11 protein-coding genes are annotated in these 14,479 nt (G+C 43.3%); 1 reads left to right on the forward strand and 10 read right to left on the reverse strand.

What is annotated here, in order from left to right; translation table 11 throughout:
- Positions 1-81 precede the first annotated feature (81 nt).
- The 3 genes from C1S73_RS24285 to C1S73_RS24295 all read right to left on the reverse strand — a co-directional run bounded on the left by C1S73_RS24285 (position 82) and on the right by C1S73_RS24295 (position 3,762).
- Positions 82-1,407, reverse strand: a complete 1,326-nt coding sequence (locus tag C1S73_RS24285) for a sensor domain-containing diguanylate cyclase (protein WP_038871723.1) — start codon at positions 1,405-1,407, stop codon at positions 82-84.
- Between the two features lie 360 nt (positions 1,408-1,767).
- Positions 1,768-2,898: an AI-2E family transporter gene (locus C1S73_RS24290; RefSeq protein ID WP_038871736.1), complete on the reverse strand. Its 1,131-nt coding sequence runs from the start codon at positions 2,896-2,898 to the stop codon at positions 1,768-1,770.
- 228 nt (positions 2,899-3,126) lie between these two features.
- Positions 3,127-3,762 carry a DJ-1/PfpI family protein gene (locus C1S73_RS24295; RefSeq protein ID WP_038871721.1) on the reverse strand — a complete coding sequence of 212 codons (636 nt, stop codon included), beginning with the start codon at positions 3,760-3,762 and terminating at the stop codon, positions 3,127-3,129.
- A gap of 308 nt (positions 3,763-4,070) precedes the next feature.
- On the opposite strand from C1S73_RS24295, the gene C1S73_RS24300 reads away from it, so the two are divergent.
- Positions 4,071-4,643, forward strand: coding sequence for a YceI family protein (locus tag C1S73_RS24300; RefSeq protein WP_038871719.1), 573 nt, complete (start codon positions 4,071-4,073; stop codon positions 4,641-4,643).
- Between the two features lie 100 nt (positions 4,644-4,743).
- Here C1S73_RS24300 and C1S73_RS24305 read toward each other — a convergent pair whose 3' ends face one another.
- The 7 genes from C1S73_RS24305 to C1S73_RS24335 all read right to left on the reverse strand — a co-directional run bounded on the left by C1S73_RS24305 (position 4,744) and on the right by C1S73_RS24335 (position 14,355).
- The gene (locus C1S73_RS24305) at positions 4,744-5,340 is read right to left on the reverse strand and encodes a cytochrome b (protein WP_038871716.1); all 597 of its coding nucleotides are present in this window, start codon (positions 5,338-5,340) and stop codon (positions 4,744-4,746) included.
- A gap of 136 nt (positions 5,341-5,476) precedes the next feature.
- Complete coding sequence (locus tag C1S73_RS24310) at positions 5,477-8,365, reverse strand: Ig-like domain-containing protein (protein ID WP_038871713.1); 2,889 nt, start codon at positions 8,363-8,365, stop codon at positions 5,477-5,479.
- An 829-nt stretch (positions 8,366-9,194) separates the two neighbouring features.
- A complete protein-coding gene (locus C1S73_RS24315) occupies positions 9,195-10,055 on the reverse strand; it encodes a nuclear transport factor 2 family protein (RefSeq protein WP_038871710.1) in 861 nt (286 codons plus the stop codon).
- 123 nt (positions 10,056-10,178) lie between these two features.
- Positions 10,179-11,057 carry an AraC family transcriptional regulator gene (locus C1S73_RS24320; RefSeq protein ID WP_038871708.1) on the reverse strand — a complete coding sequence of 293 codons (879 nt, stop codon included), beginning with the start codon at positions 11,055-11,057 and terminating at the stop codon, positions 10,179-10,181.
- A gap of 225 nt (positions 11,058-11,282) precedes the next feature.
- A complete protein-coding gene (locus C1S73_RS24325; protein WP_038871705.1) occupies positions 11,283-12,602 on the reverse strand; it encodes a peptidoglycan DD-metalloendopeptidase family protein in 1,320 nt (439 codons plus the stop codon).
- 216 nt (positions 12,603-12,818) lie between these two features.
- Positions 12,819-13,376 (reverse strand): AAA family ATPase, encoded by a 558-nt coding sequence (locus C1S73_RS24330; protein WP_038871702.1) that lies wholly within the window; start codon positions 13,374-13,376, stop codon positions 12,819-12,821.
- 43 nt (positions 13,377-13,419) lie between these two features.
- Positions 13,420-14,355 (reverse strand): LysR family transcriptional regulator, encoded by a 936-nt coding sequence (locus C1S73_RS24335; protein WP_038871699.1) that lies wholly within the window; start codon positions 14,353-14,355, stop codon positions 13,420-13,422.
- Between the last annotated feature and the right edge of the window lie 124 nt (positions 14,356-14,479).

The following is a 14,479-nucleotide window of genomic DNA, read 5'->3' on the forward strand; positions in this document are numbered from 1 at the left end:
TTGTAGTAGAAATGGCTACCGCACATCTAGGATACAAGAACTCATCAGACCAGCTTTACTACCAATATCCGGGGGGCTTTATCAAGCTTTCACGTAAACCCGGTTTCTGCCAGATTGCTTAGCTTTGTATAGCGCTTCATCCGCTTCAGCTAAAGCGGTTCTTATACCATCAGCAGAATCAAAATGAGCAACACCAATACTCACGGTGATTTCTATCTTCAAATCATTAATAAGAATTGGAGTAGCAGCGACCTCTTGTCGAAGCTCCTCACAGAACAACATTGCTTCTGAGCTCTTAACACCAGGCATAAGAAGAACAAATTCCTCGCCACCAGTACGTGACAAAGTAAAATTCAATTCGGTCTTCGCCCCACACAGTAAAGCAAACTGAACCAGAACCACATCGCCAATTTCGTGGCCGTAGGTATCATTGATGGCTTTAAATAAGTCGATATCAAAAACGGCAATAGAACCGGAAACCTCTTGCTCTTTTAACGCATAAAATCGATTTTCTAAGCCACGGCGATTCAACAAGCCAGTAAGGAAGTCTGTGTATGCTTCGTTTTGTAGATCGAAACGCTGTTTTTCAGACCGTCGATACTGATTGAAAAACTTCACGGGAGACATAATTAAAAGCAATGTAATAAACAACGTCGAGAATATAGCGGCTCTAGCCAGTAATCCCGAGTCGCCTTGTGAAATTGAGACCTGCCAGTTGGTATTAAATATTGTCACTATGCTGATATCAACATCACAATCAATATGACCTTTACTACTGATCACTTTTTCATGAAAATTACGATTATCCGGATCGAACCCAACAATCGAATAATTAGATATATTTTTATCTTCCAGAATACTTTCTAATGAATTTAGAATGGTTTCTAAATAAATAATGGAAGACGAAAAACCAATAAATCCAGATTCATTAGTAATTGCTTTACGAAGGATAAAGGCTTGCTTACCATTCTGAACAAGCTTAACCGGACCAATTACCGTATTTTTACGACAATTAATCGACTGCTCTGCTCCTAGCCTTCTGCTTTGATCTTGAAGCACATTGTGACCAATCGCTCGTTTGTTTTCGTCGTATGGGTAGACAAGCGTCACGACGCCTTGTGGCAAATAGAGCAAAGAATCAACGTTGCTATAGGAAAACAACAGAGTTCGGCTCAGTTTGTTAAACGCTTCAAGTGAGATGCTGCTGTCTTCAGAAAGCACCACGACTTCTTTCAAGACTTCAGCCGTGATTAACGCGTCATTAAAAACCTTCTTCATCTCTTTGTTTATCGTACTGATTACATTTGCAGATTCTTTTTGGTTATTAATTCGACTCAACTCAGTCGCAAGGAATTCGGTTAATATTAGTATCGACATGACTAATACTACTTTGATGCTTTTGTTCACTGTAACCTTCCCAGTTCGTGTCGTTCTCCATATCCTTTATTTGATTCTCAAAATTCCATCTATATTTCAGTTATTTCTTTTATTATCACAATTATTATGATTACGATAATCAAGAAACAGGGATTATACGCATAATAGAATAACCGTCGATGCCCAATGAGTATCGTTAAGACAAAACTTTTTTATCAAAATTGATTAATTTTCTATCGATCGATGTCATTGATCGACACGATCGATTGTGTTGATTAAAAAGATTGATCCAAACGGTAAATTTTTGTGTGGAACGGTTCAATTCACAGACAACAAAAAAGACGGCCATCAGTACCGTCTTTTGCTCAATTGAGAATCTCGTTCGTCTTTCTACTTCCTAGATTCTTGTCCTTGTGTTCCTGCATCCTTAATCGCATCAGCAACGTCTTGGGTTTCTGTGTCTACCCACTTCATAAATACTTGGTAACCCGCAGCTAAGAACGCAGCACCAATGAACATGCCAAGAATACCACCCGACATCATGCCGCCCACTGCACCAATAAGAACAATAGGCATAGGAACTTCGAGGCCGCGGCCAAGAATTAACGGCTTTAAGAAGTTATCTATTAAACTTGCAGCAAGGAGCAAAACCGTGAAGACAACATTATGAACCGTGCCGCTATCTCCTGCCCACAAAATACCGACGGTAACTAACGCAATAATGGTCACGGGCAGTTGCACAATCGCAAAGATCAACGCAATAAGCGTAAACAATGCTGCGGCAGGTACGCCGGATAACGCCACGACACCACCGAATGCCATTGCCGTTAAGAACGCTATACCAATGATCCCTACAGCGACTTGTCTGATGGTGGCCGTGGTGAGTTGATGTAAATCTGGCCCTCTCACCTCATCCGTAAAACTAATGAAGATCTTACGTATCGACGTTGCAGCAGGTTGTGCCCAAGCGAGCATGACACCCGCAATGATAATAGCACCGATGAGCATGAATACACTTTTAGCGGCCCCCGTTGCACTATCGACAAACCAACTAAAGAAACCTTTAATTTGAGGCTGGCGTTTCTCGATAAATGTAGGTAAGTCATCCGCAGCTTCATACCAAACAGCATGAACTTTTTCACCAACTAAAGGCCAAGTTTTGACGCTGTCTGCAGGCTTAGCAATGACCAAAGTGCCATCTCGATAAGATTCAAATGCACCGAGTGTTTTCGAAGCAAAGGAATTACCCACCATGGCCGTTGGCGTGCCGAGAATCAACACACCAATGATGGCAATCAATGTCGCAGCACGAGCCGAGCTTAATCCAAGCTTTCTTTCAATGACGAGTTTGACTGGATAGAGCGCAATGGCAAGCACCAGCGCCCAAAGTAAGATAGGAAGAAATGGTAAAAACGCCCACCAACAGACAATAACGATCAGCGTCGTGACTGAGAATCGAATCAAAGACGTGGTAAACGCTTTGGCCAGTACTTTCTCTAAATTTTCATTTGGATTGCTCAACTGTTTTTCCCTTTGGTTTCGCGCCATATTCTTATTTATCGGTAATCCGATAATCGATGACGCGTTGATGGACCCAACACAGTATTTATCCGCACCTAATGAAAGACCGATGGCTTAGATAGCCGCGGTCTCATAAAACAAGCGCTTATATAAAACCTAGTACACTTCCCCGTACATTCAACGGTTTAGTGAACAAGTTTGTGTTCAGTCACAAAGGGAAAATCAGAGTTATTGCTTATTCCGCTGAGCAAGTACTTGGTTAAGCATTTCTGCTTCCATGATTGTGTTCGCGATAAGAGACTCGAATATCTCCAACTGCCCTGCTGGTATCAACTGGTTTTGGATTTCGCGTCGCTTATCAGAATCAAACAGGCGCTCTGCTAACCAACCAATGAGGTACATCAATGATAAACAACCTCCCGCCGTTGCAATATTACCCTCAATAACCAAAGGAACATCTTGAACGTCTCCTCCCATGCCCTCTAACACCGCTTTAGCATCTGGGTTGGTTGTGAGCTTTTTACCGTCAAGCAAGCCCAATTCATGCAAGATAAAAGAACCCGCGCAGATAGAGCCAATTAGCTGCCTGTCTGGGTTGAGCTTCATCGCGGACATGAACTCACTATCTTGAAGCGCTGCTGGTATGCCTTTCTTGCCACTCGCGATAAGCACAACGTCTTGCGTTGCAACTTCAGAGATATGACCGTCCGTCTTTACCGTCATTCCGAGATGAGAAACATGCTCAGGCTTGGTCCCTAGCACTTTGACTGTCCAACTGTCTTGCGTCCTTCCTAACAGGTCATACATCAAGAAAAAGTCTACGTCTGTGAAATCATCAAACAACACAATCCCAACGGTATACATAAGCCAACCAACCTAACGAATGATAAAATGTGCGAACAGTGTAACGGCAACCTAAGCAAGTCGCGAATCATCAATTAGAAATAAATTCACACATTCGCACCTGCTTATTAAGTTATTGCTAATTAGCGTATTTTTGACATTCAAAGCAGACATAACATCAGTTGTATTGATATCAAACCATGACATTTGAGCACTCAATCACATCGAAAAAATCACCCAAATCAATCGATTTAATTCCTTATTAACTTTTATAAATCCGAACTACTATCAAGTGGAACCATCGTTCAACATAAATAAGGTTAACAATAATGAAAAAGGCTTTCTCTACACTAAGCATCGCGGTCGCACTGTTTTCTAGTGCCGCATTTGCTGCAGACAGCTACACGCTTGATTCCGATCTATCTTCCCTAAGTTTCGCAACCATCAAAAAGCAATATATTGTTGAGCCCGCGACCATTGACACCCTTTCCGGCACACTCAACAGTGATGGGCAGTTTGATGTGGCTATCGACCTAAACAGCATCAATACAGGCATTCCAATTCGTAATACGCGCCTGAACGAGATCTTCTTTGAATCTACAAAACACGCGCCAGTAACAGTGACAGGCAAAGTGGATTGGGCATCTCTGGGTGAAGGCTCACACAAAGTAAAAGTACCGGCTGAAGTGACGCTGTTTAGTAAGACGAAATCCGTCGAATTCCCAGTCGTGGTACTCAATGCAGGTAATACAGTAATGGTCAGTTCGAGTGCCCCTGTCATCATCGGTGCTGGCGATTTTGGTATCCCGACTGACAACTTAACGAACCTTGCAGCAACGGTTGGTGGGATTAAGATTTCAGACCGAGTTCCACTTACTCTGAATCTCACCTTTAAAAAGTAGTTATTTAGCCCAAAACGGCTTGATAACGCGAAACAAAGGCTTGGAGGCTCACCAAGCCTTTTTTCTCTCTATAGTATTTCAGCCAACCTTTCCGTTTGGTTTAAGATTGGCTTTGCTTGGATACGTTAAACGCCATGCTTCTTAATACATCATTCTTATTCACGAAATGATGCTTTAGAGCTGCGAGCACATGCAGCAACACCAAAGTTGCGAGAGTCGCGCAGCCAAAACGATGAACCATAAAAAAGAACGCATTCACTTCAGCATTTGAAATTGGGTTTGGAATAGTAAACAGCCAAAAGAATGGGTACTCGTGCTTAAGCATTAAAAAGCCACTGACAAACACAACGAACATCACTAGATAGAGAGCGCCATGTGCAAGTTTGGCCATACTTTTCTGAGTGTTTGGAATCGTGTCTGGTAGCTCTGGCGCATTACGAAAAAATGACCACCCCCACCTGACAATCAAGAGCACCGAAGCAATCGTTGCAAATGACATATTGAGCGTCGACAACACATGAAACAGTTGCGGCATGTCCATGACGAATAACATGCCGTAGCCTGCAATCGTTGCATAGATAATAATGACTGCCATTATCCAATGAAGCCATTTACTGAACGCGTCATAGTGTTGAGTGGGTGTATTTTGGACGTGCGGAATCGCTTTCTGGTGCTGACCAGAATCTAATTTCGACATATTGTCACCACTGATTTTTATTGAGATTGGCATGGGAATACGGCGAACAAAAGCGTTCCCATGATGAAGATTGAAGAAATAACGGAAGGCATGAGAGCCTTCCGTCGTTCAAGTAGATTACAAGATGAGGTGAGTACTACTTGCTTACACTGATCATGTCATTAAAGTAGTCAACTTGTTCTGCCATGCTCAAACCTTGGTTGTTTGAACCTAGCGTCCACATAAAGAAACCACCGTAACCGTTATCTTTCTGCCATTTAGCACGGTCTAGGTTGTTTTGAGGCGTTTCAACAAAGTTACCACCAGGTGCCCATTGGCTGTTGATCGTGTTACCTAAAACAATCTTCGACTTGTCTCCAATATATTCAGCATAGTTCGCCATCGCGACGTCGTAGAGGAAGTTTCGACCAGCGTCGTAGGTCATTACGTTGAAGAAATCGAAGTCGTTCTTGGTTGCTTTCAGCAAATCGATAACTTCACCGTGGTGAGATGAACGGCCTGATGGTTCAATGTAAGAACAATTTTCGAACACACTCGCATCCATACACTCAACTGGGTCTGCACCTACGTGGTAAGTCGTCAGAGACAGCACTTTCGTATTGCCTACTTTCTCACGGATCAGTTTGATCAGAGCAGTCAGATCTTGGTTCTCTTTATCCGTAATACGAGCGGCTTTCTCGAAGTCGAAATCTAGACCGTCAATGTGTACGTAGCCTGCTAGCTGGTACTTACTGTAATCACAGCTGCCATCAGGTTTTGATGCAAGACATTCACCTTCCATCTCTTCTGGTGTCAGATTCTTTTTGTACACAGGGAATGGCGTATGTACCAAATCAACCAATCCAGTTGCGACCGCTTCACGGCTTTGTGGTGTGCTTATCGCTGACCAAATGCTTTCGTACGTTTGACCACCGAACGCCACCATCATAGTTACGTTTTCATTGTCATGCTTAAGTGTTGACCAAGCTAGGTACTGCGTTGGCATCCAATCCGGATTGTAATCAGGTGGCGTTAGCATGCCATCGGAGATCGTAATGTTACCGCTCGCGTCCCACTTACCAAATGACAATAGGTAACCGTCACCCTCTGAATTGAACAACTGCTCGTAGTCATTCAAGCCCCATGATGTTAGGTAACTGATAGAGCGATCTGGGTTGTCGACTAAACCACCGCCGCCAGTGCTTTCTTTCACCGTAATGTTAGACGTTGCCGAAGTTTGCTCTTGGCTTGCTGTGTTTACCGCTTTGGCCGTGATCGCGTAAGCGCCCTTCTGTGCACCTAGCCATTCGTATTCGTATGGCGCTTCGGTGTCTTTGAATAACTCATTACCATTTGCAATAAAGCTTACTGAAGTAATATCTCCTTCGTAGCTCTTCGCGTCTGCTTTGATTGAAATCGCACGACCTTCAAAGTAGCTCGAACCATCAACAGGAGAGGATAGCGAAACCACCAAGTCTTTATCGGTGATCGCCAGAGAAATTGGTGCGGCTTCTGCACTTGCCCCTTGGTCATCGTAAGCGACGACGGTTAGCGTGTATTGACCTTCGTCCTGTGCAGGAACTGTAATAGTGTAGGTATCGCCTTGTGAAGGAGTGCTTGATGTTGCCACCACTTGACCATTCAATTGAACGTCAACGCGAGCAACTTCAGTATCGTCAGTCGCATCGACAATCACATCGAACGCTTGGTTTGGTGCAATTTTTTGTCCATCTTGAGGAGATTGAACATCCACCACTGGAACTGGGTTAGGATCACATTGCCCTACTTCGTCCCACGCGTCTTTCCACGCATCTGGATAATCTGGGTGACCTGTCCCCGGCGTCCAAACCGGGTTTCCACACCAACCTGCTACGGTACATGAATAGATGTTGCCGATATTGGTAACTTCATCACCCACCTTGTATGGCACGCCATCTTCATATTGAGGAACATCGCCACAACTGGTGCCCGTGTCCGTCACAGTAATGGTTAGGCTCTTACGAGTAACATGTTGTTCGTCATCTTGGGCTTCTGCGCGGAGCGTTGCTGAACCCGCAGTTTGTGCAGTCCAATCACATGAGAAATCTTGAGTCGCTTTCGCGTCTAACTGACATACTTCAGCATCGTTAGCAAAGAATTTTACGGTTGCTAAGTCATCATCCGCATCGCTGACATTGGCTGAGATCGTAATCGTGTCACCTTTTTGGTGAGAAGATCCTGCATCCGGCGAAATAAACTCAATCACAGGAGGATTCGGCGCGGTAGATTCTGATTCAACCGTCACTTGTACCGATTGTTCAGTCAGCTTTTCGCCACTCTCGTTGAACGCCATGACAGCAATTGAAGCAGCACCAATTTCCGCTGGTAGCCAAGCTTGTTGGTACTCAGTCGTTCCTTCTACTAGAGGTTGTTCTGCCAGCTTGGTATTGTTGATCCAGAACTCTAGCTTGCTTGCACCTTCGCCCTCTACACTCGTGATGATGTCTACATTCGAGCCAGTGTAAACCACAGAGTTTTGTGCCGGCGCTAAGATATCCAATGAGAACTCTGGTGGAGGAACAACTTCACCATCGACTTTCACCACAACGGACTTTTCAAATGCATCGAGATCCTTCAGTTCACCGCCAAAAGAGATGGTTAAGGCAGCCGACTCACCAGACGCCAACTCACTGTCAACCCAAGAGCCTGCTGGGAACTTGAGCGTCACAGCGTTCAATACGCCGTCAGCTTGTGTTGTATGAGCAATCTCCCATGATGGGTATGAAAGATGATTTGATGCCCAACCAATGTCGTTAATCGCGACAGGCAATAAGAACTCAATCACCGCTTCACGCATGTCTGCGCTGTCTGAGCCCGTGTTTTTGATGTCTAACTTATAGGTGCTCCAGTATTCGCTTTCTGATTGTGCAACCGCATCGGTGCTGAACTCCGCCGCCATGGCTTGTGAAATCGGATTCAACAATAAACCAGAACAAAGCATTGTTAACCCTAACGTGCGATAACCAATGGAGTTTGTCTGCGTAGCACTGCTCTTTCTTAGATACATAATTAAGTCCTTAGTCTTATATTAATTATTTAGGTACTGCACAAAGACCTGCAATTAACGATTCAATTATTTTTTGCAAGCACACTTAATTTATAAATAAAAATAACCAAGGCAAAAATTCCTTCTTACTTCTGGGATAAATATCAAACTTTATCTTTCATAGCGAATAACCACCCCATTTTATAAAGCTAATTATTATATCAATCGGTTTTAATTTCATGTTAAAGAATAAACTTAATTAGCTTATTTTAATTTAATTCACAGTAGCTTTGCCACAATCAAAAGAAAGGCGTTGTTTTGAGAAAATAGACAGCAACTTCTAGAATTCTAACAGCAAGATAGCAACAAAACCCTCATTTTGCATTCAACATAAAGAACTCGCACTGAGTTAAATAAAACATTAAAAACATTAACTTAACCGTTTTTAATGTAGTATTTTTCGCACAATAAATAAGTAGAAGGTATAATTAAATTAATTTAATAACCAGTACAAATAGAAGGAATATAAAAGCGAAGAAAATCAAATAAATCGATTTTAAAAATATTATTTGGAATTAAAGTCACACATTTTTCATGCACTACAACAAAAATACGAAAGAGAAAAATTAGAGCCTTAATTCTATTCATATTTCGTAAAGCCCTTAATAATCCAGTTATCACTTAATGTCATTAATTTCTGTACAAATAAAAGCCAAAGTTAAGCTGTTTTTATTTTACACCTGTATCACATTGATTTATTTTCGAACTATTATTGGGTATATAGCTCGTTTAAACGAAAAAAGAGAGCCCACAATGTGACTCTCTTTTTCGTGCATGTTGTCTTTAGATGCTATTTAAAGCCGAACTTACCATTGCCGTTCTTCCACTCTGACTTCGGTGGAATCGCTTCAATCGTGTCCCAATGCTCTACAATTTTGCCATTGTCGACGCGGAATAAGTCATAGAACGCGACGTGTTGATTCATGAACTGACCTTCACTCACTGATAACACGAAGTTCCCTTCACCGATAATCAAATGGTTCTTGCTGTATACCATCGGCATGCCCGCTTCCGCTAATTGCTTCAATGCAACACCCAAACCGCTCAAGCCGTCGGCCACCGCAACGTTGTGTTGAATGTAGTCACTGTCTTTATCACCGATAAACTTACTGATCTTAGACATGTCCCCTTTCATCAGAATGGTTTGTACAAAATCAGAGACGATCGCTTTGTTCTCATCCGTTTTGTTTACATCTGTGATTTCTGTTGCACCGTCAAATTGAGTGCGACCACTTGGATTAGGTTTCGCCACGTCTTGTAAGTTATCCCAGTGCTCGACGATCAAACCATCTTCAAAACGGAAAATATCAAAGCCAGCTTTCGGTCCGAAAAAGTCGTATTCCGTGTGCAATGCCACGTATTCGCCATCTTGAATGGTACGAATCACTTTCGCTTTAGCACTGCCTTCTGGCAGCATCTTCATTACTTCGCCAAAGCCCGCTAAACCATCTGCAACCGCAAGATTATGCTGAATGTACTTATTTGGATTGATGTATGAAATCGCGTTTTGGTCGCCCGTTTCAATGCTTGAGATAACCACGACGGCTTTATCACGATTCGACAATTCATCGGCATTTACAGCGAAAGAAGCACTAGCAAAAACGGTGGATGCGATAACAGAACTAGCGAAAAAGCGAGTCAATTTGTTCATATTATTTTCCTCTTGTTGGCTTGAGAACAATAATAGGAATGAATCAAAGACTCGTCTGTGTGGATGTGCGTCGGAAAATGGTCAATATCGAACATGAACACAAAAAGGCGTTGATACTCAACATCATAACTGTGGTTCAGCGTACTGCTTCTGGAATTGGCTTGGTGTCATATCAGTTTGATTTTTAAAGTATCGAACAAAATTACTCGCATCTTCAAAGCCAAAGTCAAAAGCTAACTGTTGCGTCGTAACGTTACTCACCACCAAGCGGCGCTTAATCTCTATTGTGACAAACGCGTCGATCATCTGTTTCGCGGTTAAGTTGGTTGCCAGCTTGCAGATAACATTTAACGTTTTGTACGTTGACCCCATCTGCCCCGCATACCAGTTCGCATCACGGATATGTTCATAATTCGCCTGGAGCAAATCAAAGAAACGTGCAAGTTTGTAGCTCTGCTCTTTGGTTAACTTATCGTGCCGCTCCTCAGGGCGAAGGCGATGCAACATTAAAGCGAAAGAAGAGAAAAGATACATGACGATCAACGGATCGGAATGCTGACTTTCAATTTCCTTGATAACCTCACCAATAAGCAGTTTGGCACTCTGACAGGTGGCGTCGTCTAAGCTCAATAGTGGCGAACGAGCTTGGTTTAAATGCGTTGGAGTGTAGTTAGGTAAACGCATGTTGGCATGCACTTGGTCTAAAAACGCTTGGGTGAAAATAATCACTTTACCGGAGGGCTTGTTGGACAAATCGAAAGCTTGCACCTGCTCACGACGAACAAAGAGGATGCTGCCAGATTCAAACGGATACTGCTTAAAATCCACCATGTGCACGCCACTGCCTTTTTCGATGTAAACCATCATAAAGAATGTAATGCGATGCGGCTTTTGAGGTGAATGGCTTTTGTACTCTTGGCCATGCAAGCTTTCTAGATCGAAGATTTCAATCTCTGCTTGATTCGATTTCTTATGGTCAAAGCCTACGGTTGGTATTTGCATTCACCCTCCACTCGTTACTACTTGTATTTTGGTCAATTTCAGCAGGAATGCGAATCGAACTGTATCACATCAAGTAACGAAGGTAGTGCTTGAGGTCGTGAATGTCTGTCTAACCTCCCTAAACCAACATGCTGCTTAAAATAGCCCAGTCCATAAAACAACATGGCTCTTAAAACACAAAGGCAAGCCGAAGCCTGCCTTTGTTCATTGATCTATGCAAAGAGTCTAAGACGTCTTTTTACCCTCGTTCGCTTTTGCGTTGCTTGCGTTTTGCTCGGTAGCAACCATGTCATCAAACTCAGAAACTCGTGCTAAGAAGGCTGGTTTGTCTTTGTTTGGAATCGAACTCGCCAACGGCAAATCCGCGGTCATCGAATCCACTGCACGGTTGCGCACCAGTACTTCAAAGTGCAAGTGTGGACCTGTTAGACGGCCTGTCGCACCCGAAAGCGCAATCTTTTGTCCACGCTTAACGTGGTCGCCTTTCTTGACCAAGAAACGGCTCAAGTGCAGATAACGAGTTTTGTACACGCTGTTGTGCTCAACCACTAAGTATTTACCTGCGTAAGGGTGGTTACGAACGGCAATCACTTTGCCATCACCCGTGGAGTAAACTGGTGAACCCACAGGCGTCGCGAAATCGGTGCCATTATGCGGTTGAATTCGGCCTGTTACAGGGTGTCTTCGGTTCGGGTTAAACGGAGACGTAATCCGTCGGAATTGTTTGTCGACTGGATAACGGTTAAAGGCTTGCTCTAGGCTGTTTCCATCACGGTCATAGAAGCGACCATCTTCAGCCAAAAACGCTTCTACATCTTTACCACGCATCTTGATGGCAATGCCCTGCACTTCTGTATTGCCTGTTAAATGGTCATCAACGTACTGACGACGTACCAGCACATGAAAGCTATCACCAGCTCGCAGTTCGCGGGCAAAATTCACTTTGTCACGAAGTACACGCGTAATGTTGGCAATCTGGGTGGTGGTTAGTCCTTGTCGGTGCGCAGAAGATGAGAAACTACCGTTGATCTCACCAGAGTACATTTCCTCACGCCATTCTCCAGGCTCTTCAACAAAGTCATAAGCGAATGTGCCATCGTCGTTCTGCGTGTAAATCGAGCGTTCGACAAGGCTTTCGTGGAAGATCACTTGTTGCAGTGTCTTGGTGTCTCTATCCACCACAAACTCAAGGTGGTCACCAGGTTTGATGGTGTCGAGTTTCAAGGAGGTTAAATCGGCTTCAAGAAGCTTTTGCGTGGTGTCGTATGGGACGCCCCATGAGGAGAAGATAGTGCTGAGTGTGTCACCTACTTTAACGAAGTAGTGAATACGTGCAATGTTGTCGTGATCTTGTGTTGCCAGTTCGGCGCTTGGTGCCGTGTCGTCTGTCTGAGCCTCATATACGTGAGCATTCTCTAGCTCGGAATAAGGCGTGACCTTAATGGTGATTTCTTCTGGTTTCGTTTCTGCTTGATAGGTGAGATAAGCTGCAAGAGAGAATGCGGTAGCAGCGACAGCAATGAGTGAATAACGAACAAACTTCATAGTACTTGGGATAATAGGAAACAGTAATTGTTATGTTATAACACCTGAATCTAAAAATTTAAACATTGCGTATTTGAGAACTTTGTTTCTAAGCTTTTCTAGTCTCGCTAAGCGCCTATTTTGCTTAAATAAACCTTACTGTAAAAAGGGTAAATTCCTCTTACCCTCTCTATGATTGCGTGATCCCGGTTTAGTTCACTCTACTACTCGCAACTTCTATGAATTCTTTATCAACTGCCGATCTTTTAAGCGTTCGAGAATAAAATCTACGCGTTGTTCGATACTCACCGTCGGTACCTCTATCAACTCATAACCATATTGCTGATATGCCGCTACGATGGCTTGATAAGTTCTTACGGCTTCAGCAAAGTCTTGTTTTCGTTCTTTATCATTAGCAAAAATGGCTTCCCAAGGCGGAAAGATAAAGACAGGGTTGGCGTAACGTATACGCTGACACGCATCCATTAATGCTTGTGGAATGGGTAAGTTTTCTAATTGGCTATAACCGTATGAATCCACAATACAACGATCGAAAAAGACCAAATCATCACGGCACTTGTAAGCCTCATGATTTTTCTTTTCCTCTACTATCATTCCATCTCTAAAAGCGACTTTGTCTTTCCATGGTAATGCGTCACCATCGATGGCAACTTGATGTTTGATCACTTTGCGCCCCACCTCTGGCGCGCAAACGTAGCCAAGCTCAATCAGTTTTTCTATTACAGAGGTTTTGCCCGCACCTGGGCCACCTGTAAATACGATTAGGTTGTTCATGTAGACCTCGATTGTTGAAGCGTAATGTTCGCCTTCCGCCCTTTTATGTCGGTCTTCGGTTATTCTCGAATCGGTGTTGTAGAAGAAGTTTGATCTCTGAAAGAAGCCAGTTAATCAATGGGGTATCTTGAGTTTGATAGAGGTAATAAGCGTACACATCCATATTTTGCTTGGGTAAGCCTGTGCTGGAATTAACCGTAGGATGAATAGCGACGATATCGTCTGGAAGTGTCGTCATGACACTCGCGACTGGGAAGAAGGCATCAGAATGTCGGATGGCATTAAAGTTAACCTCCGGCGAATCCGATTTCAACAAAATATCCGGAACATGACCGGCTTTTAACATGGTCTGCTCTGCCGTTTCGTGTCTTGTTTGCCAATCAGGAGTACGAATCAACACCATTGGATACTTAGCTAAATCATGAATGGTAACAACATCAAGTTGAGTGAGCGGATGCCCTTGCCTGACACAAAACATAAAGTGGTTCTTGGGCATCAACTCTTGTTTGATCTGTTTGGAATACCCTTCTGGACCGTAATCCAAAGCGACGTGGATTTTTCGAGATAGCAAAGCCGATTCTACTTGTGAACGCCAATCCATAATCTCAAATCTTGCGTTTGGAGCTTTCTCTCGCAAGGTGGAGAACAGATCCACACCAATTGCATTCGTCAGTGCATTGGTCAAACTAATAGAGACCTTTCCTTGATATTTAGAAGGATCAAATGCCGCTTCTAAGGCCAACAGTCCATCAATCTGCTCGACCAATTCAGGAAGACGGCGCTCTAATTCATAACAACGCTCTGTAGGCACTAATCCATAACGCTCACGCACGAACAATGCGTCATCAAAGGTTTCCCTTAATCGGCTGAGCGCGTGGCTTACCGCCGATTGACTAAGGTTCAAACGTTCTGCCGCTTGCTTAGTATTTCTGGTTTCGAGCAGCACTCGTAATACTTTGAGTAGGTTGTAATCAAACATACGCCATCTCTTTCATCACTCATTGCATTAGATATTAATACAATTAATTTCTAACATTCAACAGCTTCACTTCTGAACATATCTTGTTCTGCCTAATATGGGGTCAACGCTTCCTTAATCCTGA

It is taken from the genome of Vibrio jasicida 090810c (genome assembly GCF_002887615.1).
GTDB classification, from domain to species: domain Bacteria; phylum Pseudomonadota; class Gammaproteobacteria; order Enterobacterales; family Vibrionaceae; genus Vibrio; species Vibrio jasicida.